The organism is Natronococcus sp. A-GB1, from assembly GCF_029688845.1.
In the GTDB taxonomy this organism is placed as follows: domain Archaea; phylum Halobacteriota; class Halobacteria; order Halobacteriales; family Natrialbaceae; genus Natronococcus.
The window spans coordinates 12,702-32,685 of record NZ_JARUKW010000020.1 but is presented as its reverse complement, the minus strand read 5'-3'; the positions used below and the strand labels follow the sequence as shown (position 1 = coordinate 32,685).

Here is a 19,984-nt window from a genome sequence, read left to right as displayed (position 1 = left end):
TCGGCGCGACGAACGGAACCCGCAAAACGGTAGCGGTTGCGCCCGGGCCGGCCACAGCACTACTTCGCTCGCCGCCGTCGGTTAGCCTATGGACTCACACGCCGGAACTCTGGACCGGGACAGCCAAGAGCAACGGCAGCTCTCGACCGGACACATCGTCTCGCTCCCCCTCGAGCTCTCGTGTACACTCGGTGGGGTCGTCGTGCCGGCTCGTCGGACGATCCTCGAGGGGATCCTGCCGGACCGGCTCTCGCCGCTGTCGATCGCCCCCCGCGTCGGCTGCGTCGCGCTCGTCGGGATTCAGTACCATTGGGTCGGTCACGGCGACGAATTCAAGCCCTACAACGAGTTCGCGGTGATCGTCCCGGCGGTTTGGGCGAGCCGAACGGACCGACCGCTCGCAAGGCTCCTCGGCGGCGAGCCGGGTGGGTACGTCCACTGGCTGCCCGTGACGAGCGACGCGTCGGTCGCGCTCGGCCGCGAACTCTGGGGGTATCCCAAGGAACGGACTCAGATCACCGTGACCGACGGACCGCGGGGGCTTCGGACCGTCGTCGACGGCCCCGATGAAAAGGGGGACGCGATCCGACTCGAAGTCTCCCGACCTCGGTGTGACGTATCAGTTCAGGACGTGGAGAGCTCGAGTTTCACCGCTCGCGACGGCGGACTGATTCGAGCGCGGATGCAGCTTCGCGGCGAGGTCTCGGTCGGCCCGCCGCTCGGAACCCGCCTCGAGGTCGCTCCGGAGCTGGCGTCGGAGCTCGGACTCCGGCAACGGCCGCTGGCTCGGCTGTACGGCGCTCGAGTCCGGGCGCGACTGAGCCGAGGCGAACCGGTCTCCTCTCGGTGAACCGACGGTTCGAGGAACGCGTCCGACCCTCACTCGATAAAGGACACGCGTAAGTGCAGTGCGTCCTAACGCCGCCACATGGCCGAAACTACCAATCTCGAGGAGCTGCGACGCGGTACGGACCTCGTGAAACGCGGCTTCGCACAGATGCAGAAGGGCGGCGTTATCATGGACGTCGTCGACAAAGAACAGGCTCGGATCGCCGAGGACGCCGGCGCCGTCGCCGTCATGGCCCTCGAGGCCGTTCCGGCAGACATCCGCAAGCGTGGCGGCGTCGCCCGAATGGCCGACCCCGCCGACGTCGCCGAGATCGTCGACGAGGTCTCGATCCCGGTGATGGGCAAGTCCCGAATCGGCCACACGAAGGAAGCCCAGATCCTCGAGGCTGTCGGCGTCGACATGATCGACGAGTCCGAGGTGCTCACCCCGGCCGACGACGCCTACCACATCGACAAGCGCGACTTCACCGCACCGTTCGTCTGTGGCGCCCGCAACCTCGGCGAGGCCCTGCGCCGGATCGAGGAGGGCGCGGCGATGATCCGCACGAAGGGCGAGGCCGGCACCGGCGACGTCAATCAGGCCGTCCACCACCAGCGGACGATCAAGGGCGCGATCCGCGAACTCGAGGGAATGAAACACGAGGAGCGCGAGGCCTACGCCCGCGATATCGAAGCGCCCGCCGAGCTGGTCCACGAGACCGCCGAGATGGGCCGACTTCCGGTTGTGAACTTCGCCGCCGGCGGTATCGCGACGCCGGCCGACGCCGCACTCATGATGCACCACGAGTGCGACGGCATCTTCGTCGGCAGCGGCATCTTCGGCGCCGAGAACCCGACCGAGATGGGCGAAGCGATCGTCGAAGCGGTCAACAACTGGGACGAGCCCGAGCGCCTCGCCGAGATCGCCTCGAACCTCGGGAAGGGAATGAAAGGCGACGCCAACGCCGACCTCGAGGAGGAGGAGATGCTGCAAGGTCGCGGTGTCTGATCGGGTAGCGATCGAGACTGTTCTCGTATACTGGCGGTTTTCGTTCGAACGAATCGGTAAGCAGCTCCGTTTTTTCGGTGCCGGGCGTACCGACCCTATGAGCCAGTCGACATCTCTGAAGCAGCTGTTCGGTCGCCTTACGAACGCCCTCGAGGGGCTGCTTCGAGCCGTCGCCGAGGAGGCCTCGGACGAGACGCTGGCGTCGACGGCGAGGCGCTCCCCGACGTCCTCGACCTCGAGCGGCTGTCCGAGGCGATCCGGGAGCGGGATCCGACGCTGGCGCTCGATCTCGACGCCCTCCGACGCGCGATCGAACTGCGGGAGCTCTGGAACGCCGTCGACCTCGCCGACTTCGGACGGGAGTCCGGCGAGCTCCGGACCGAACTCGAGGACGTCCTCGGCTCCGACGCGTTCGACTCGAACGACGATTCGGAGGCGGCCGAGGAGTTCGAGGCGTTCGCCGAGGACGTGAAGGGGGAGGCCACGAACGCGGCGTTTCAGCAGGAGGTCAGGGAGCGACTCGAGCCCGCCAGGGAGGCGGTGATCGACGCCCACTCGACGGTCGAGGAGCTGTACGAGTCCCACCAGCGCGGCTCCGGCTACGAGGGCCGACGACCGTCGTCGAACAACCCGACGGCGGTGTCCTCGATGCCCGTCGGCCCGCTGCCTGCGAGCGTCTCGACGCGAGTTTCGACCGTGCCGACCGACGTTCGCCACGCGAAGGTCGAGACGTTCCCGCGCGTGTACGGCCGTCGCTGGCGGAGCGCCCGACGCGACTAAGGGCATGGGCAAAGTGCCAGGTCGGCCCTACCACCACGTCCGAGGGGGCGGGACAGCCCCGACTCGGACGAGTCCGAGAAACACGAGATAGGTCGCTACCGCGCCACAACACAGCGACAGTACCGGCGCGGGCGCGACTCGAGCGCCGACGGCGGCGAGCCCGATCGCGGCGGCGAGCGAGGCGGCCTGAACGTCCCGTCGCTCCCAGTGCCGGCGGACGAGGTCGTACTCGCGGGACGCAACCAGTTCGAACAGGATCGCTCCGAGACCGCCGACTGCCAGAAAGAGCGGGGAGATCGACGCGTCGACGAGAGCCGCGAACGCGACGAAGACGGCGAGCGCGACGAGCGAGAGCGCCGCGTCGGTTCGCGTGCCCATCGAACACGAATCAGCCGTCCGAGTAGAGCCGCGCTCCCTCGCCGATCGTCGTCTGGTACGCTCGGCTCTCGATCCCCTCGGCGTCGAAGGCGTCCATCATCGCGCCGGCGATCGCCCGCCGATCGGCGGCGTAACAGACCGCGAGCACGCCCGGGCCGGCACCGCTGACGGTGACACCGGTCGCGCCCGCCTCGAGGGCGGCCTCGCGAACCGCGTCGTAGCCGTCGATGAGGGCGCTGCGCTCCGGCGTGACGATGGCGTCGTTCAGCCCCTGGCCGACGAGTTCGGGGTCGTCCCGGGTCATCCCGACGGTGAGGGTGGCGGCGTGGCCGACGGTGTCGACGACGTCCTCAAGGGCGGCCGTCTTCGGGACGACGTCCCGGGCGTCCCGCGTCGAGACGCTCGTCTCGGGGAGGCAGGCGACGACCGGGAGCGACGCGTCGACCTGAGTGACGCCGTCGTCGGTTGCGATCGTGAAGCCGCCCAGCAGCGAGGGGGCGACGTTGTCGGGGTGGGCCTCGCCCGAGACCAGGGCCTCGCCCTTGGCGGCGACGGGGACGAGTTCCTCCCTCGAGAGCCCCCGGTCGTAGAGGGCGTTGAGGGCGACCGCGGCCCCCGCTGCGCTAGCTGCCGAGGAACCGAGGCCGGAGGAGGGACGAACCCCCTTGTCGATCCGAATCGTCGCCGGGGCGTCGAGGGCCTCGGCGACCGCGCCGACAGTGTTTTTCTCCGGATCGGTCGGGATGTAGTTGCTTCCGGCCCCGGTGATCGAAATCGACGTCTCCGGGGCGCGCTCGACCCGGATCACGTCGGCGGGCGCTCCGAGGGCGACCCCGAAGATGTCGAAGCCGCTCCCGAGGTTCGCACTGGTCGCCGGAGCCCGCACGGTGAGCATGCCGAGTGCTTTCCAGAGAGCGGCCAAAAAGGTAGCGAACGACGAGAGAATCGACGGAACGACGCGTCAGTCGTCGGGAGCGGTCTCGGGCGTCGCCTTCGCGTCGGCAAACCAGTCGAGACCGGCCACCAGGGCCGCAGAGAGCACCATTCCGGCGAACGCGAACGCGGCGATCATCACGAAGAACCAGCCCAGCGAGACGTCGAGGACGAACCCGCCCAGCGCGATGCTTGCGGCCCCGAGGCCGAACTCGCCGAGGTAGGTGTAGCCGTAGGAAAGCCCACGAGTGTCGGCGGGTGTGTAGACCGCGACGGCGTTCTGGTAGAACGGCTGGATCGCGAACAGGAAGAACCCGAAGACGCCACAGAGGGCGACGATCGCCCACAGTCCCATCGTCGTAACGGGAATAAACGCCAACGCGAGGACGGCGAAAACCGCGAAGAGGACCGCCAGGCCCCGTGCCGGCGCAATTCGATCCGTGAGCTTTCCGCCGACGTACTGGCCAGCCATCCCGACGACCAGCAGACCGACGTAGATGTAGTCGGCCGGCTCGATCCCCTCGAGCCCGTCGGGCAGTGCGAGGGCATCCATCGCGGGCAGCCCGTGAAGGATCTCGGGGAGGTAGGTGAGCATCCCACGGTAGTACAGCCCTTCGAAGGTGACGATGACGAAGACGATGGCGAACGCGCTCGCGAACAGCGCCTTCGAGTTGTCGAGGAGATCCGACAGCGACAGCGCCTCGTCGGCACCCGCGTCGACGCCGTCCTCGACTGCGGCGGTCGGATCGAACTCCGCGGTCAGGCCGTACAGCACGGCCAGGAACCCGGGAGCGGCGAGGATGGCGGCGACGTACTGCCAGTCGAGAAAGATCAGCAGCGTCGCGGCGACGAACGGGCCGAGCGCGATCCCGGCGTTGCCGGCGATCCCGTGCCAGGCGAACACCGTGCCGCGCTCCTCGACGCCGGTGCTGATCAGCGAGAGCCCGGCGGGGTGGTAGATGCTGGCGGCGATGCCCCAGAGCAGGAGGCCGACGGCGATCGCGTAGATCGACGTACTCGTCGCGAGCACGAGGAAGGCGAGGCTCATCCCCGCGAGACAGAGCACGATGAGCCGTTTGGTTCCGTAGCGGTCGGCCAGGATCCCGCCCGGCAGGGCGCCGATGCCGAAGGGAGCGTAGCCGAGCGCGACGACCAGCCCGAGCAGGGCGATGCTCACGTCGAACTCCGCGAGCCAGACCACCAGAAAGATCGGAATCGCCGTCTCGAACCAGTGAACCAGCGCGTGACCGGCCATCGTGAAGCCGGCGATCGATCGATCGTTTGCGTTCAGAGCCATCGAGTCAGTACTCGAACGGCGACGCGCCGTGTACTTAGCGGCTTGGAATGGACTCGGCGGAGTCGGTCTGTCGGCCCTACGCCTGGACGACGACGAGTCCGGAGCCGTACACCGTGACCGTGCAGATCTCGAGCGGGAAGATCAACCGCGCGCTCCCCGGGTCACGGTCGGTTCGACGCCGGTCGAACAGGCGGTTCAGCGACTCGGGATCGAGGCGGTCGTGAAGCCGTTCGACCTCCGTCTCGTCGCTGCCGGTGACGTCGGCCACCGCCGCAACGACCTTTTCCACGAGGTTCTCCCGAGTCGTCCAGTCGTGGCGGAAGACGACCGTGTTCGTCGGCGCGGAACCCGCATCCCCCGGAGTGAAGTTTCGTGACGTCATGGCTCTCGTCCCTCGCACGTGGGCCTGTATGTGGAGCTATCTCATAAATACCTGTCAGACAATATTTATAAACCTGTCGTACAAAATAAAGAAGGGGCCCTTCCCGCTCGGGAATTTGCCGTCTTACGGACCCAGCGAGTTCGCTGCGAACGTTCGGCAGGCCGGAAGCGGGTCAACTCGAGGCTGCTCTCGACCCCCGCTCGAGCGACGTGTCGTCACCGCGTGTCGTCCATCTCCTCGTCGACGCCGACCGCCTGCGAGACGTCGACGTCTTCGGGTTCTTCCTGCCCACCGACGATCAGCTCACCGTCGTCGGTCTCGACGTAGACGTCGTCGGCGAACCCGCCCTCGGCGTAGGGGTGTTCGGGTTCCTCGAGCTTCTCGGGCGTCGAGGGCGCCTCGGCGACGCCGTCGACGGGCGCGAACTGGCCGAGCGGGTCGTCGATCGTCACGTCCCAGCGCTCGAAGAACTCGCGGTACCGATCGTAGTGGTCGCCGAGTTCGTCGACTGGAAACTCCATCATCTCCGTCCAGCCGTGGTTGTAGAAGTCGAAGTTGGCCTGGATGTGGGTGATCTCGCGGGCCTCGGCCTCCGAGTATCCCTCCTGGAGCGCGCGGAGGTAGGTGTCCATCGTCGCGTCGAAGAAGTCGTCGAGGTGATCCGTTCGCTCCTCGGCGTGAGCGGGATCGGCCTTCTTCGTGAAGATTTTCGTGTGCATCCGGACGAGTCCGGAGTTGGCGACCGACCGAATAACTGGGGTCTCGAGGGCCTTCCGAGAGGCGAAGTGACGTACGTTCTGGCTGATTTTCATGATAACGGATACGGACGCCGCCTTGAAGAGCGGTTCGGATACGTACGTAGGCTCATCCGGGTCGACGCTGGTCGCGACTTCGGTTCTGTACGATCAGCAAGCCGACCTCGGGTTCGGGTGGGAGAGTTGTCGTTCCGTGAGTCCAACGGCCCGTTCGTCGACAACTGTTGTGGCTGTCCGGCCGAGCGAAGAAAATAGACGAGATAGCAATATCCTTTAACCCGCATTACGAACGGTCACGGTATGACCGAGTACGTCATCATCGGTGACGGGATCTCGGGCAGCTCGGCTGCCGAGACGCTTCGGGAAGAGGACCCGGAGTCTTCGATCACCGTCATCACCGATGAGGGGGAGGCACTGTACAACCGGATCCTGATCAAGGAACACGCGAAGGGCAAACTCCCCGAGGCGCCGATCTCGATCCACGAGGAGGACTGGTACGCGGAGCGCGACATCGAGCTTTCGCTGAACACCCACGTTACCGGCGTCGACACCGACGAGAAGGTCGTCCACACCCACGAGGGCGACGAGATCGGCTACGACAAGCTGCTGATCGCGACCGGCGGCACCCCGACACAGCTTCCCGTCGACGACAGCGACGCCGAGGGGATCCACCACTTCTGGACGTTCCAGGACGCCCGCAAGATCCGCGAGAGCGCCGAGGCGGCCGAGAAGGGCGTCATCGTCGGCGCCGGGCTCCTGGGGATCGACTTCGCCGCCGTCTGTGGCGCCCAGGGCGTCGAGGGCAAGTACCTGATGCGAGGCGACCGCTGGTGGCGCTACGCGCTCTCGGGCGAGGGTGCGGAGATCATGCACGAGGGCATGCGCGAGGTCGGCGTCGAGCCCGTCTTCGACAGCGGCGTCGACCGCTTCGAGACCGACGACGACGGAAAGGTAGTTGCGGCGATCGGCCCCGACGGCGAGCGCTACGAGTGTGATTTCGCCGGCGTCGCCATCGGCCTCACGTTCAACACCGAGTACCTCGGCGACATCGACCTCGAGCAGGACAACGGGATCCTCGTCGACCAGTACATGCAGACGAACCTCGAGGACGTGTACGCGGCGGGCGACATCACCCGATTTTACGACGTCCTGCTGGGCGAACAGGCCCAGAACGGCTCCTGGGGGTCGGCGAAGGAGCAGGGACGGATCGCCGGAGTCAACATGGCCGCCGACGACGAGGCCGAGGAGTTCGAGTGGGTCTCCTCGTACTCGATCACGCACTTCGACTTCCCCTTCCTCTCCTTCGGTCACCCGACGCTCGGCGACGAGCACGCCGAGCGCAAGTACAGCGACACCGAGTGGCGACGGATCGCGTTCAAGGACGGCAAGGTCGTCGGCGGCGTGCTCATCGGCGACCTCTCCCCGCAGAGCAAGCTCAAACAGCTGATGCGCGAACAGCGCGACGTCGCCGACCAGAAGGAGGTCCTGCTCGAGGAGACCGTCGACCTCGACGACCTCGCGCCGCCACAGGAACAGTAGGTCCGCCGGGTCGCTTCCCCTGAAGCGGCCGTCGTTCCGAGACGCTGCGGGCGGCGAACGGCGGCCACTCCGGATCGTCGCTTCACCGATTGATCCAATCCGTGCAGTGACAACAGTTAAGGTATAGCACGAGTTTGGTAATCACACCCATGGCAACAACTACCAGTACAGGGCGGTCGCTCACGCTCAGACGCGTCGACTCCGTCGCGCCGGACGCGACCGTTCGACACATCGACCAGCTCGACGACCGAACCCTCGAGCGGTTCTACGCGGCGCTCGAGGGTGGCTGTCAGCTGACCGCTACTGGTACCGACCTCGTTCCTGGCACCGTCGTCGTCGCGACGGACTACTACCGGGTCGAGGCGGCGTAGTCGTTCCGACCTCGTTGGAAGTATCGAAGCCGTTTTCCCCCGTGCGCCGCTTCGATAGCGTATGAACGGCGGTAGCGACATGACCCTGGCGTTCGAGCTCGAAGCGCTGAAAGCGCTCGCGTCGCCCGAGAGCGTCTTCGAGGACGCCAGAGGCTGGAGCGAGTACATCGGCGTCGTCTCGGAGAAACCGACCTACGTCGTAACGAACTACACGCGCAAGAACCGCATCCGGCAGGACTTCTTCTCGGGTCCTCGAGGGAAAGCGGAGAGCCTCGAGGCCGTCAAGGACCAGTTCGACACCGACCGATACGTCTTCATCGCCGACGACGAGGCCGACGAGGAGCTGGCCGAGGACGTCGGCTGGGAATATCTCCCCGTCGAGGACGCGGCCGAGGCCGCCGACTGGGTCGTCGCGACCGACCTCGAGGACGACGAGGCGGACGCCGAGCCGGTTCGGGACGACTGGCCCTGAATCGATCGCGGGAGCGAAAACCTCACGACCGACGCGATACGGGCGGCTTCCTCCCGGGCTCGAGACGGTTGTCTCGTTTCGGTGAAAATCCCACCCAAAAGACCGACCGATGACTTCGAGGAAGGACGAAGCGCGAATCGACGAGGACGTCGTCGACGCGATCGGCGCACTCGGGAACCGTACCCGCCTCGAGATCCTTCTCGCCCTGGCGGAGGCGCAGCGGGAACGACAGGAACAGTGGCTTCGGATGTCGTTTACGGAACTCTACGATGCCGTCGACGTCTCGAGTACGTCACAGTTTTCCTACCACCTCGATCGACTCGTCGGTCCGTTCCTCGCCGAGACCGACGACGGCTATCGGCTCACCTACGGCGGCGACAAGATCGTCCGGACACTCCTCGCCGGGTTTTACGAGAACGCCCGAAGCTTCGGCGACACCGAGGTCGACGGCGTCTGCGTCTTCTGCGAGGGCGAGTCGCTCGTCGCAACGGTCGAGCGAGAACAGTTCGTCGTCCGCTGTGACGCCTGCGAGTCGGGGTTGCTCACCGACCTCCTCCCCGAAAGCCAGACGCGACACCGGTCGGCGTCGGAGATCGTCGACAGCGTCGGGGCCCGGATCTGGGGATCGTTCACGCTGATCCGGGACGGGGTCTGTCCGGAGTGTTACGGGCCGATCGACACCGACGTCGACGCACACCACCACGACGGACGGACACTGTACACGCTCGAGGGTACCTGTCGGGAGTGCTGGCTCGTGGTCCACGCTCCGCTCGAGGCGGTCGCCGTGCTCCACCCCGCCGTAGCAGGGTTCTTCTGGGAACACGGAAGTGCCGTCCTGGAGCACCCACTCTGGGAGTTTTTCGAACACATTGCCTCGAAGACGGTGCGGACCGACGTCGAGAGCGTCGATCCGCTCGCAGCGACCGTCGAGGTCACGCTCGACGGCGAGACGCGGCGATTCGAGATCGACGACGAACTGATCGTAACCCCTGTCGCGCAGCCCGACGCAGACGACCCCTAACGTGTGAATCCGCTTGCTCAACTGATTTTGAGTAGTTGTGCTGCCAATATGTAACCAAAACTACAGTATTTATCTCGGTCGACGCCAATCGGGAGGTATGGACACTATTGTAGCGGAGTCGGAACGCGTCCCGGTCCTTCCACGTTCGCGGTCCGTTCCCCGGAGAGGTTCAGATGGCGGCGATTGAACTCGAGGGACTGACCAAGCGGTTCGGCGACGTCGTCGCCGTCGACGGCCTCGACCTCACGATCAGGGAGGGGGAGATCTTCGGCTTCCTGGGTCCTAACGGCGCGGGCAAGTCGACGACGATCGACGTCCTGCTCGACTTCATCCGGCCGACGGCGGGGACCGCGACCGTTCTGGGCCACGACGCCCAGGAGGCGGGCCAGCTCGTCCGCAGTCGAACCGGCGTCCTTCCGGACGGCTACCACGTCTACGATCGGTTGACGGGACGCCAGCACGTCGAGTTCGCGATCGAGATGAAAGGGGTAAGCGAGGATCCGGACGCGCTGCTCGAGCGAGTGCGCATCGCCGACGCGGCCGACCGGAAGGCGGGCGGCTACTCGAAAGGAATGCGCCAGCGGCTGGTGCTGGCGATGGCGCTGGTCGGCGACCCCGACCTGCTCGTGCTGGACGAGCCCTCGACCGGCCTTGATCCGAACGGCGCCCGCGAGATGCGCGAGATCATCCGCGAGGAGAACGATCGCGGGACGACGGTGTTCTTCTCGAGTCACGTCATGGAGCAGGTCGAGGCAGTCTGTGACCGCGTGGCAATCATCAACCGTGGGCAGTTGGTCGCCGTCGACACGATCGACGGCCTCCGGGATTCGACGGAGCTGGGCGAGACGCTGTACGTCTACGTTACCGACCTCGACGAGGGCGTTCTCGAGCAGGTTCGGAGCCTCGACGGCATCGGTAGCGCGGCGATCGACGACGGTCGGCTTCGGGTGTCGATCGACGGCGTCTCGAAGTTCGCTGCTTTGCACGCGATCGACCGCGTCGCGTCGGTCCAGGACTTCTCGGTCGTCGAGTCCTCGCTCGAGGACCTGTTCGTCCGCTACACGAACGACGCACAGGAGGTCGAAGCGTGACCTGGCTCACCGTCGCGAAGAAGGACTTCCGCGACGCCGTCCAGTCGCGGGCGCTGTGGGCGCTCGTCGCCGTCTTCGTCGCCCTTTCGCTCGTCTCGACGTACGCCTACGTCGAGGTGCCCGAGATGTTCGGCTCGCCTGCAGGGGCGACGTTCGGCGGGTTACTGTTTTTCACGATCGGCCTCGTCGGGCTATTCGTTCCGATCGCGGCGATCGTCGTCTGCTACAAGTCCCTCGCGGGCGAGCGCGAACTCGGGAGCATCAAGCTCCTGCTGTCGCTGCCGACCACCCGGGGGCAGGTCTTCGCCGGCAAAGTTCTCGGCCGGGCCGCCGTGCTCGCGTTCGGCCTCGGCGTCGGGCTGGTCGTCGGCCTTGGGTTCGGCGCCGCGCTGCTCGGCGAGATCGAACCCGTCGCCGTGCTGGCGTTCGTCCTCCTCACGCTTTCGTTCGCGGCCGTCTACGCGAGCATCGTCGTTAGCATCTCGGCGACGACGGGATCGACCTCGCGCGCGACGACGCTGGCGCTTGGCTTCTTCGTCGTCTTCGAACTGCTGTGGGACGTCGTGCCGATGGGAGTGCTGTACGTCGTGGAGGGCTTTTCGTTTCCGGCGACGATCCCCGACTGGGTGTTCACGGTCACGCAGCTCTCGCCGTCATCGGCGTACTTCTCGGCGGTCGTCGCGCTGCTGCCCGACCTCGCGGAGACGGTCGGCGCCGACCCGGGTCAGGCGGGCGCCGGCGTCGAGGTGAGCGCCACGAACGCGGAGCCGTTCTACGCCAGTCCCGAGATCGGACTCGTCGTCCTCGCGCTGTGGCTGGTCGTCCCCCTCGCCGTCGGCTACTACCGGTTCGACTCGTCGGACCTCTGATACGGTCCCCTGTACCGACGTACGGGGGCAACCCCAGGGTGGCTCACGGTTTCGCAGTCAATGACGTACAGCGGTCCGTACGACTGTGGAGTCGTCGACCTTTTACTGTCGACGCCCCAACCGCACGTAATGGCAGAGCCCCGCGTCCCAGGTTCCGAGCCCGACGATCACCTCGAGCTGCCCTGCGGGAAGACCCTCGACCCCCACGAGATCGACCTCGGCATGCGCGAGTACGCCTGTTCCTGTGGCGAGACTCACGCCGTCGTCACGGACGTCCACCCGCCGTCCCGATTCTTTCCCGAGTCGTTCGTGGTCGTCCTCCAGGAGCTGGTCGAGACCGACGACGAGTTCGACGAGTTCGGTACCCCCCACCTGCTCGGCGTCACCATGGAGGAGTTTCCCGAGGCCGTCGTCACCCACGACGCGAGCGACGACGGGGCGGTCGGCTACTCGATGCTGTGGGTCACCGACTTCGACTCCCGGCGACTGCACGAGATCATCGTCGAACTCGTCGTCGAGCTGATGGAGCACGCGATCAGCCACGCCGAGGACGACGCCGCGATCACGGAGTTCGAAGAGCAGATGCTCGAGTTCGACGTCGGCGAGTTCGTCGAGCAGTACCGCCGCCAGCGGGAGTTCGAGAGCGAGCACGACCGGGCGCTCTGACGGGAAGCGCTAGCTGATCGCAGCCACCACGTCGTTTACCGTATCCGGGCGGAGATCCCCGCGCTCCGCGAGAAGAGCGCGTATTCGACGGCTCGCTTCCTTCCGGTGGAGTCCACCGAAGCTCTCGGACGTGATCCTCCAGCGACCGAAGAGCGCCGTAGTTCGCAGACGAGTTCTGATATCGGGGGGGACTCGTCGCGGCATCGAACGGAGGCTGTCGAACGTCGAGCTTCAGCGAAGGACGTCCGCTGGAAAAATACTTCCAATAATCATACTTGGAAGTATCATACCTGAACGTGTCGTACCGTCAACGGGTGTACCGACTTGTCTCGTGACCTTGGTTACTCCTGACATGCCTGAAGAAGTTCTAAATAGCCGTTCCGAGTTGGCAAAACAATGGTCAACGCCGACCAGGATCCGATCGAACTCGTTCCCGCCGATCACGAGAGGTGGCACGAGCGATTCGTCGCCGAGCGCGACCGCGTTCGCGACGCGCTCTCGAGGGCCGGACTCGAGGACGACTACGAGCGAATCGAGCACGTCGGCTCGACGGCCGTCCCGAATCTCGCCGCGAAGGATATCGTCGACCTCGACATCGTCGTCGCGGACGACGCCGTAAGCGAGGTGTCGAAACTGCTCGCCGACGAACTCGGCGGGACCCGCCTCGAGAACTCCGGAGAGTGGCACCCCGTCTTCCGCGAGCACGACGGCCAGCGGTTCAACGATCACGTCTTCGCGGTCTCGAGCGACGGCTGGAAGGTCAGCGTGGCTACGCGCGACGTTCTCGCCGCGTGTCCCGACCGCCGCGAGGAGTACGAGCGGCTGAAGCGCGACTTAGCCGCCGCACACGACGACCTCGTCGCCTACTCGGAGGGAAAGTCGGCGTTCGTCGAGCGACTGCTCGAGGTTGCCCGGGAGGACGACGTCGACGTACGCTGTCCCGTCCCGACGACCGACTGACCCCGGTCGTCACACTCGACCGCGGCGCGGTTCCCCGGCAATATTCGAAATTCGAAATCGAATTACGAGAATCGTATCGTTTCGTGGGGCTTATTACGATGTGCGAACTCCGGACGGATAGGACCAATGAGTACGGATCACCAGAGCGGCGGGGACGTCGCCACAGGGGACGGACGCACGATCCTGCTGATCGGCAGCGGACCGATCCAGATCGGACAGGCCGCCGAGTTCGACTATTCTGGCGCGCAGGCCTGCCGAGCGCTCCAGGAGGAGGGCGCTCGCGTCGTCCTCGTTAACTCCAATCCCGCGACGATCATGACGGATCCGGAGATGGCCGACCGGGTCTACATCGAGCCCATCACGACGGAGGCCATCGCGGAGATCATCCGGAAGGAACAGCCCGACGGCGTCATCGCCGGTCTGGGGGGACAAACCGGGCTGAACGTCACCGCCGAACTCGCCGAGGAGGGCGTGCTCGAGGAACACGACGTCGAGATCATGGGCACCCCTCTCGACACCATCTACGCGACGGAGGATCGCGATCTGTTCCGCCAGCGCATGGAGAAGATCGGCCAGCCCGTACCCGCCTCGACGACGATCGCGCTCGACGAGGGCGAGACGGTCGCTGAACTGACCGAGGACGACCTCGAGGAGCGCGTCCAAGCAGCCGTCGACGAGGTCGGCGGCCTGCCGGTGATCGCCCGCACGACGTACACGCTGGGCGGGAGCGGGTCGGGTGTCGTCCACGAGTTCGACGAACTGCTTCGCCGCGTCCGCAAGGGACTGCGCCTCTCGCGCAACAGCGAAGTTCTCATCACGGAGTCGATCGCGGGCTGGGTCGAGTACGAGTACGAGGTGATGCGCGACGCCGACGACTCCTGTATCATCATCTGCAACATGGAGAATATCGATCCGATGGGGATCCACACCGGGGAGTCGACGGTCGTCACGCCCTCCCAGATCGTCCCCGACGAGGGCCACCAGGAGATGCGCACCGCGGCGCTGGACGTCATCCGCGAACTCGGGATTCAAGGTGGGTGTAACATCCAGTTCGCCTGGCGTGACGACGGCACCCCTGGAGGAGAGTACAGGGTCGTCGAGGTCAACCCGCGCGTCTCGCGGTCCTCGGCGCTGGCCTCGAAGGCGACGGGGTACCCGATCGCCCGCGTCACCGCGAAGGTCGCACTCGGCAAGCGCCTCCACGAGATCGAAAACGAGATCACCGGCGAGACGACGGCGGCGTTCGAGCCCGCGATCGACTACGTGGTGACGAAGGTACCGCGCTGGCCCAAGGACAAGTTCGACGACGTCGACTTCGAGCTGACGACGGCGATGAAGTCGACCGGCGAGGCGATGGCCATCGGCCGCACCTTCGAGGAGTCGCTGCTGAAGGCCTTGCGCTCGAGCGAGTACGAGCCCGACGTCGACTGGGCCGACGTCTCGGACGAAGAGCTCGAGGAGCACTACCTCTCCCGGCCCTCGCCCGACCGTCCGTACGCGATGTTCGAGGCGTTCGAACGCGGCTACGATGTCGAGGAGGTTGTCGAGCTGACGGGGATCTTCGAGTGGTACACCGAGCGCTTCGCCCGCATCGCGGAGTCGACCCGCGCCGCCCAGGAGGGTGACTTCACCGAGGCCGCCATCGCCGGCCACACCAACGCAACGATCGCCGCGGCGGCGGGCGGCGACGTCGACGTCGACACTGTCGAACAGGCTGTCCCCGGTCGCACCTACAAACAGGTCGACACCTGCGCCGGCGAGTTCGAAGCGCAGACGCCGTACTACTACTCCGCCCGCAAGTCCGAGTTCGACTCCGGCCCGCTCGAGGGTGCGGCCGCCGCGGGAGAGCTCGAGGTCGACCGCGACGTCGAGAGCGTGATCGTCGTCGGCGGCGGCCCGATCCGGATCGGACAGGGCGTCGAGTTCGACTACTGTTCAGTCCACGCCGTCCAGGCGCTGCGCGAGCAGGGGATCGACGCCCACGTCGTCAACAACAACCCGGAGACGGTGTCGACGGACTACGACACCTCCGACGGGCTGTTCTTCGAGCCGATAACTGCGGAGGAGGTCGCAGACGTCGCCGAAGCCGCAGACGCCGACGGCGTGATGGTCCAGTTCGGCGGTCAGACCTCAGTGAACATCGGCGACCCGCTCCAAGACGAGATCGATCGCCGCGGGCTCGACTGCGAGGTTATGGGCACGAGCGTCGAGGCGATGGACTTAGCGGAGGACCGCGACCGGTTCAACGAACTGATGGACGAGCTGGGGATCGCCCAGCCCGAAGGCGGCGCTGCCCACAGCAAAACGGAGGCGATGGAGCTCGCTCACGATATCGGCTACCCGGTGCTCGTCCGTCCCTCCTACGTGCTCGGCGGCCGCGCGATGGACGTCGTCTACGACGACGAGGAACTCGAGCGCTACATCGAGGAGGCCGTCCGCGTTTCGCCCGACAAGCCGATCCTCGTCGACGACTTCCTCGCCGACGCGATCGAACTCGACGTCGACGCCGTCGCGGACGGCGAAGACGTGCTGATCGGCGGCGTGATGGAACACGTCGAGACCGCCGGGGTCCACTCCGGCGACTCGGCGTGTATGATCCCGCCCCGCTCGCTCGACGACGAAACGCTGGCCCGCGTTCGCGAGGTCACCGAGGAAATCGCCGAGGCCCTCGAGACGGTCGGGCTGCTGAACGTCCAGCTCGCCGTCAGGGACGGCGAGGTGTACGTGCTCGAGGCCAACCCACGATCCTCCCGTACCGTCCCCTTCATCTCGAAGGCGACGGGCGTCCCGATCGCCAAGCTCGCGGCCAGAGTGATGTCCGGCGAGTCCCTCGCCGACCTCGAGATCGACGAGCAGATCCCCGAGCAGACCTCGATCAAGGAGGTCGTCCTGCCGTTCGACCGCCTGCCGGGGTCGGATCCGCGTCTCGGCCCGGAGATGAAGTCGACGGGCGAAGTGATGGGCAGCGCCGACTCCTTCGGCAAGGCCTACGACAAGGCCCAGGACGCGACGGGCAAACCGATTCCCGAGTCGGGGACGGCGATCGTCGACCTCTCGGCCGATAAGTTCCCCGATCCGGACACCGAGGCCGGTGACGAACTGGTCGAAGGCTTCACGACGCACTTCGACCTCTGCGAGGCCGTCGACCTCGTCGACGCCGTCAAGAAGGGAGAGGTCGACCTGATCATCTCGCGAGACCGCGACTTACTCGAGGTCGCCGTCGAGGAGGAAGTGACGTACTTCTCGACGCCCGCGAGCGCGAAGGCAGCTCTCGAGGCGCTCGAGGCCAAAGACGAGCCGATCGACGTCCAGCCGATCACCGAGCGTCCGAAGCGGACCGCCGAGTGGGGACGGTAACGAAGTCGAGTACGGTTTTCTGTACGTAGTTTTACAGGGTGAGCTGAGTCGCTCGAGTCGTTACGTAGAGCGGCGAATGGAACATCCGCGTCGAGTCTACACCCCTGATTAGCCACCGCTGGGTGGGACTGAAAGGGGCTGGCCGACTCGAGGGGCGAGGGGACGCAAGCACCGCAGGGAGCGATGCGACCGAGAAGCGTGGTTCGAGAGAGCAAAGCTCTCTCGTCATCACGAAAGGCGCTCCGCGCCTTTCGAACGACAGCGAGCCGCAGCCCTCGAGCGGGCCAGGGGCTTTCGTGGTAATATCGACAGGAGCAGATTCTGCTGGCACGAACACAGGGGATTGCCACGCCCTCCCCAGCCGATTCACTCGGTCGCGTTGCTCCCTCGCTCATCCCTCGCACAGCATCGTCGACCGTCCTCTGACGTTCGGACGGCCGACAGCGCGCGCCACCGCAGGTGGATGGTCGGACCGAGCTGAGACGTCGTTCGCCTGTACGGAACGCGAGTCTCACAGGCAGCCCTATATAACGAACCGGTCGAAGATCACTCGAGCGTGTACAGATCGAACGTCTCGCAGGCGTAGAGGAACGACACCGGCGGGGCGAGAAGCCCGATCCCGAGAACGGTCCAGGCGACGACGGTAAGCTGGGTACCGGTCACGGCGAGTTCGGGCATCGGCGCCCAGACCGACATCATCGTGAGGAAGTCGGCGATCGACCCTGCCGCGTCGGTGTAGAGTACGGCCGCAGCGGCCGCCGGGAGGACGACCGCGACCGAGTAGGTGACGAACGCCGCCTTGCTCGGCATCACCGCCTCGCGGCTGTTCGTGACGTTGACGCTGCCGAATCGGGGTAGCGCCGTGCCGATCCCGGTCGCCAGCGCGGGCGTCGCGACGGTTCCGACGACCGTCGCCGCGACGAGCAGTGCCGCCTGCTCGAGCGAGAGCGGACTGACGAAGCCGAGCGCGAGCGAGCCGGCCAGCCCGATCGGTGCCGCGACGAGGACGCCGGCGACGACGAGTCCGGCGATCGCCCGGCGGCCCGACAGCGTCGAGGTCACGACCGCGGGGAGCGCCGAACCCAGGTCGCCCAGCGGGTTGAGCGTGAAGAGGGCGCCGGCGGCCCAGACGAGGTACAGCGAGAGGATCGCCGCGACGTAGGCGGGGACCGTCCCGGTCTCGAGGATTACCTGGACGAATCCGACCGCGCCGAAGAGGGGGTAGCCGACGTACGCCAGCCGGATCGGCGCCCGTCGGGTTCGCCGGATCGCGGTGAGCGTCACGGTTCGGGTCGGGCGGCTGAACCCGCGCGAGAGCGCAGCGGCGAGCCGGCTCGAGGAGTCGCTCGACGACGGCCGATCGTCGAATCTCGCGGGGTCGGCGAACCAGTGGATCCCCGCGGAGGCGACGCCGAGCGCGAGCGCGACCGATCCCAGTAGGGCCGTGCCGATGATCGCCCCGAGGATCGCCGTCGTCGATGGGGGGACGTTGGGCACGCCGATCAGCAGGAGGTGGCCGAGCCAGCCCAGCGGCCCGTCCTGCAGGGCGACGAACAGTTCGCTTACGACCAGGTCGAGCCGGCCGGTCGCGATCGCCCCGAAGTACAGCACCCAGAAGCCGACGAACAGCACCCACCGGTAGCGGGCGATCGGCTCGTAGACGGTCACCAGGTGTCTGAACCAGATGCCGACCACGAATCCGACCGGAACCGCGGTGAGCAACGCGAGCGCCGCGGTCGCCGCCGCGGCTCCGACGGAAAGGGCCGTGCCGGTGCCGACGGCGAACGCACTCGCCAGCAGGATCGTCGGGGGAAGGACCCAGACGGCAAACAGCAGTATCTCGGCGGCCACGATCCCGGTCGCGGCGTTTCGCGTCGACGTCGAGACGAGCAGGAACGCGGGCTCGTCGGGGTTCGCCGCGGCGGTGAACGCCCGGATCGCGCTCATCCCGACCAGGAACAGCCAGGCGACCGCGACGCCGCCCGCGGCGGCTTCGGTCGCGAGCGCGACGTGGTCCGAACCCGGCGCCCCGGCGTAGTGCTCGCCGAGGGAGGGAAGCAGGTAACCGCCGGCGACCGTCACCGAGCCGAGCATCAGGGCGCCGAGCAGGACCAGCAGGAGGAGCTTCGTCCGCTCGGTCGTCACCGCACGGATCGTCCGCCGGAACTCCGTGCGGGCGACGAGGAGCGCTGCACGCCTCACCAGGAATCACCGCCGGAAAACGGGAGGCCGCGCGTCGTCGGGGTCATAGCCGATACCGGGAGCCCCACCGAGTAAACGGTTCGGATCCGATCAGCCAACGAGACTGTCAGTAGCGGGAACTCGAGGTCGACACTCGCTCGGGACCGACTCGAGCGGCCGACCGGAGCGGTTGGCGAACGTGAACGTACGGTTTTACGTGCGGCAAACCGAAACGGAGGGTATGCATCCGAGCGACGGCCCCGCGATCGAGACCGACTCGCTGACGAAACGCTACGGGGAGACGACGGCCGTCGCCGGGCTGACGATGTCCGTCGACCGGGGAACGGTGTACGGCTTTCTGGGTCCCAACGGCGCGGGCAAGACGACGACGATGCGGATGCTGACGACGCTGACGAAGCCGACCTCGGGGTCCGCCCGGGTTGCGGGCCAGTCGATCACAGATCGGGAGGCCGTTACCCCTCACATCGGTTACCTGCCGGAGGAGCCGCCGATCTACGACGAGCTGACCGGTCGCGAACAGCTCGAGTACGCCGCTGGGCTCCGGGATCTGCCCGAGGACGAGTCCGCCGAACGGATCGAATCGCTGCTCGAGCGTTTCGCCCTGCTCGACGACGCCGATAGGCGGATCGAGGGCTACTCGAAAGGAATGCGTCAGAAGGTGGGTGTCATCCAGGCCGTGCTCCACGAACCCGTGGTCGCCTTCCTCGACGAGCCCACCAGCGGGCTCGATCCCCGCGCGGCCCGGACGATGCGGGAGACGATCGCCGACCTCGCCGACCGGGAGATGACGATCGTCCTCTCGACGCACATCCTCCCCGTCGTCGACGAACTGGCCGACGAGATCGGCGTGATCCACGACGGCGAACAGGTCGCCCAGGGCGACCCCGAGACGCTCAAGTCCCGCGCCGAGACGGGCGAGACCCGCAGCCTCGAGGACGCCTTCCTCGAGATCACTCGGGAAACGCCCGAGGAGATCGATCAGTCGCCGGTTCCGTCCTCCGAGTGAGCGGGTGACCGTGTTCGTTCGGCCCCACTGTTCACCCTCCATGATAAGTTATCAACACAATATATTCA

19 protein-coding genes are annotated in these 19,984 nt (G+C 66.5%); 13 read left to right on the top strand and 6 right to left on the bottom strand.

Annotated elements, in window-relative coordinates:
- Window positions 1–88: 88 nt before the first annotated feature.
- The 3 genes from QA600_RS19265 (at window position 89) to QA600_RS19255 (ending at window position 2,617) form a co-directional block, all read left to right on the top strand.
- The gene (locus QA600_RS19265) at window positions 89–850 is read left to right on the top strand and encodes an acetoacetate decarboxylase family protein (RefSeq protein WP_278293556.1); all 762 of its coding nucleotides are present in this window, start codon (window positions 89–91) and stop codon (window positions 848–850) included.
- Between the two features lie 78 nt (window positions 851–928).
- Window positions 929–1,837: a pyridoxal 5'-phosphate synthase lyase subunit PdxS gene (pdxS, locus tag QA600_RS19260; protein WP_278293555.1), complete on the top strand. Its 909-nt coding sequence runs from the start codon at window positions 929–931 to the stop codon at window positions 1,835–1,837.
- 468 nt (window positions 1,838–2,305) lie between these two features.
- Window positions 2,306–2,617 carry a hypothetical protein gene (locus tag QA600_RS19255; RefSeq protein WP_278293554.1) on the top strand — a complete coding sequence of 104 codons (312 nt, stop codon included), beginning with the start codon at window positions 2,306–2,308 and terminating at the stop codon, window positions 2,615–2,617.
- A gap of 27 nt (window positions 2,618–2,644) precedes the next feature.
- Here the strand turns inward: QA600_RS19255 and QA600_RS19250 are convergent, their stop codons facing one another.
- From QA600_RS19250 to QA600_RS19230, 5 genes are all read right to left on the bottom strand, one after another.
- A complete protein-coding gene (locus QA600_RS19250) occupies window positions 2,645–2,995 on the bottom strand; it encodes a hypothetical protein (protein WP_278293553.1) in 351 nt (116 codons plus the stop codon).
- A 10-nt stretch (window positions 2,996–3,005) separates the two neighbouring features.
- Complete coding sequence (locus QA600_RS19245) at window positions 3,006–3,890, bottom strand: homoserine kinase (RefSeq protein WP_278293552.1); 885 nt, start codon at window positions 3,888–3,890, stop codon at window positions 3,006–3,008.
- Between the two features lie 66 nt (window positions 3,891–3,956).
- Window positions 3,957–5,225, bottom strand: coding sequence for an MFS transporter (locus QA600_RS19240; protein WP_278293551.1), 1,269 nt, complete (start codon window positions 5,223–5,225; stop codon window positions 3,957–3,959).
- 76 nt (window positions 5,226–5,301) lie between these two features.
- The gene (locus QA600_RS19235) at window positions 5,302–5,607 is read right to left on the bottom strand and encodes a HalOD1 output domain-containing protein (RefSeq protein ID WP_278293550.1); all 306 of its coding nucleotides are present in this window, start codon (window positions 5,605–5,607) and stop codon (window positions 5,302–5,304) included.
- A 215-nt stretch (window positions 5,608–5,822) separates the two neighbouring features.
- Window positions 5,823–6,419 (bottom strand): DUF6149 family protein, encoded by a 597-nt coding sequence (locus QA600_RS19230; protein ID WP_278293549.1) that lies wholly within the window; start codon window positions 6,417–6,419, stop codon window positions 5,823–5,825.
- Window positions 6,420–6,662: 243 nt separating this feature from the next.
- On the opposite strand from QA600_RS19230, the gene QA600_RS19225 reads away from it, so the two are divergent.
- The 9 genes from QA600_RS19225 to carB all read left to right on the top strand — a co-directional run bounded on the left by QA600_RS19225 (window position 6,663) and on the right by carB (window position 16,708).
- Window positions 6,663–7,901: an FAD-dependent oxidoreductase gene (locus QA600_RS19225; protein WP_278293548.1), complete on the top strand. Its 1,239-nt coding sequence runs from the start codon at window positions 6,663–6,665 to the stop codon at window positions 7,899–7,901.
- A 149-nt stretch (window positions 7,902–8,050) separates the two neighbouring features.
- Complete coding sequence (locus tag QA600_RS19220) at window positions 8,051–8,272, top strand: hypothetical protein (protein ID WP_278293547.1); 222 nt, start codon at window positions 8,051–8,053, stop codon at window positions 8,270–8,272.
- Window positions 8,273–8,333: 61 nt separating this feature from the next.
- On the top strand, window positions 8,334–8,744 hold the full coding sequence (locus QA600_RS19215; protein ID WP_278293546.1) for a hypothetical protein: 411 nt from the start codon (window positions 8,334–8,336) through the stop codon (window positions 8,742–8,744).
- 109 nt (window positions 8,745–8,853) lie between these two features.
- Window positions 8,854–9,765 carry an ArsR family transcriptional regulator gene (locus QA600_RS19210; protein ID WP_278293545.1) on the top strand — a complete coding sequence of 304 codons (912 nt, stop codon included), beginning with the start codon at window positions 8,854–8,856 and terminating at the stop codon, window positions 9,763–9,765.
- Between the two features lie 173 nt (window positions 9,766–9,938).
- Window positions 9,939–10,856 carry an ABC transporter ATP-binding protein gene (locus QA600_RS19205; protein WP_278293544.1) on the top strand — a complete coding sequence of 306 codons (918 nt, stop codon included), beginning with the start codon at window positions 9,939–9,941 and terminating at the stop codon, window positions 10,854–10,856.
- On the top strand, window positions 10,853–11,725 hold the full coding sequence (locus QA600_RS19200) for an ABC transporter permease subunit (RefSeq protein ID WP_278293543.1): 873 nt from the start codon (window positions 10,853–10,855) through the stop codon (window positions 11,723–11,725). The genes QA600_RS19205 and QA600_RS19200 overlap by 4 nt, the downstream gene beginning before the upstream one ends.
- 129 nt (window positions 11,726–11,854) lie before the next feature.
- Window positions 11,855–12,391 carry a DUF5815 family protein gene (locus QA600_RS19195; protein ID WP_278293542.1) on the top strand — a complete coding sequence of 179 codons (537 nt, stop codon included), beginning with the start codon at window positions 11,855–11,857 and terminating at the stop codon, window positions 12,389–12,391.
- Between the two features lie 396 nt (window positions 12,392–12,787).
- Window positions 12,788–13,351: a GrpB family protein gene (locus QA600_RS19190; protein ID WP_278293541.1), complete on the top strand. Its 564-nt coding sequence runs from the start codon at window positions 12,788–12,790 to the stop codon at window positions 13,349–13,351.
- Between the two features lie 126 nt (window positions 13,352–13,477).
- Entirely contained in the window at window positions 13,478–16,708 is a 3,231-nt protein-coding gene (gene carB, locus QA600_RS19185; protein ID WP_278293540.1) for a carbamoyl-phosphate synthase large subunit, read from the top strand.
- A gap of 546 nt (window positions 16,709–17,254) precedes the next feature.
- On the opposite strand, the gene QA600_RS19180 is transcribed toward carB, so the two are convergent.
- Entirely contained in the window at window positions 17,255–18,910 is a 1,656-nt protein-coding gene (locus QA600_RS19180; RefSeq protein WP_278293539.1) for a hypothetical protein, read from the bottom strand.
- Between the two features lie 220 nt (window positions 18,911–19,130).
- Here QA600_RS19180 and QA600_RS19175 point away from each other — a divergent pair, with 220 nt between their 5' ends.
- On the top strand, window positions 19,131–19,916 hold the full coding sequence (locus QA600_RS19175) for an ABC transporter ATP-binding protein (protein ID WP_278293538.1): 786 nt from the start codon (window positions 19,131–19,133) through the stop codon (window positions 19,914–19,916).
- The last annotated feature ends 68 nt before the right edge of the window (window positions 19,917–19,984 follow it).

Bases quoted from the DNA above. Each gene is read 5' to 3' on its own strand.
- QA600_RS19190 (WP_278293541.1), top strand. From the start codon at position 12,788: ATGGTCAACGCCGACCAGGATCCGATCGAACTCGTTCCCGCCGATCAC.
- QA600_RS19210 (WP_278293545.1), top strand. From the start codon at position 8,854: ATGACTTCGAGGAAGGACGAAGCGCGAATCGACGAGGACGTCGTCGAC.
- QA600_RS19195 (WP_278293542.1), top strand. From the start codon at position 11,855: ATGGCAGAGCCCCGCGTCCCAGGTTCCGAGCCCGACGATCACCTCGAG.
- QA600_RS19265 (WP_278293556.1), top strand. From the start codon at position 89: ATGGACTCACACGCCGGAACTCTGGACCGGGACAGCCAAGAGCAACGG.
- QA600_RS19245 (WP_278293552.1), bottom strand. From the start codon at position 3,890: ATGCTCACCGTGCGGGCTCCGGCGACCAGTGCGAACCTCGGGAGCGGC.
- pdxS (WP_278293555.1), top strand. From the start codon at position 929: ATGGCCGAAACTACCAATCTCGAGGAGCTGCGACGCGGTACGGACCTC.
- carB (WP_278293540.1), top strand. From the start codon at position 13,478: ATGAGTACGGATCACCAGAGCGGCGGGGACGTCGCCACAGGGGACGGA.
- QA600_RS19220 (WP_278293547.1), top strand. From the start codon at position 8,051: ATGGCAACAACTACCAGTACAGGGCGGTCGCTCACGCTCAGACGCGTC.
- QA600_RS19175 (WP_278293538.1), top strand. From the start codon at position 19,131: ATGCATCCGAGCGACGGCCCCGCGATCGAGACCGACTCGCTGACGAAA.
- QA600_RS19230 (WP_278293549.1), bottom strand. From the start codon at position 6,419: ATGAAAATCAGCCAGAACGTACGTCACTTCGCCTCTCGGAAGGCCCTC.
- QA600_RS19205 (WP_278293544.1), top strand. From the start codon at position 9,939: ATGGCGGCGATTGAACTCGAGGGACTGACCAAGCGGTTCGGCGACGTC.
- QA600_RS19240 (WP_278293551.1), bottom strand. From the start codon at position 5,225: ATGGCTCTGAACGCAAACGATCGATCGATCGCCGGCTTCACGATGGCC.
- QA600_RS19225 (WP_278293548.1), top strand. From the start codon at position 6,663: ATGACCGAGTACGTCATCATCGGTGACGGGATCTCGGGCAGCTCGGCT.
- QA600_RS19235 (WP_278293550.1), bottom strand. From the start codon at position 5,607: ATGACGTCACGAAACTTCACTCCGGGGGATGCGGGTTCCGCGCCGACG.
- QA600_RS19215 (WP_278293546.1), top strand. From the start codon at position 8,334: ATGAACGGCGGTAGCGACATGACCCTGGCGTTCGAGCTCGAAGCGCTG.
- QA600_RS19250 (WP_278293553.1), bottom strand. From the start codon at position 2,995: ATGGGCACGCGAACCGACGCGGCGCTCTCGCTCGTCGCGCTCGCCGTC.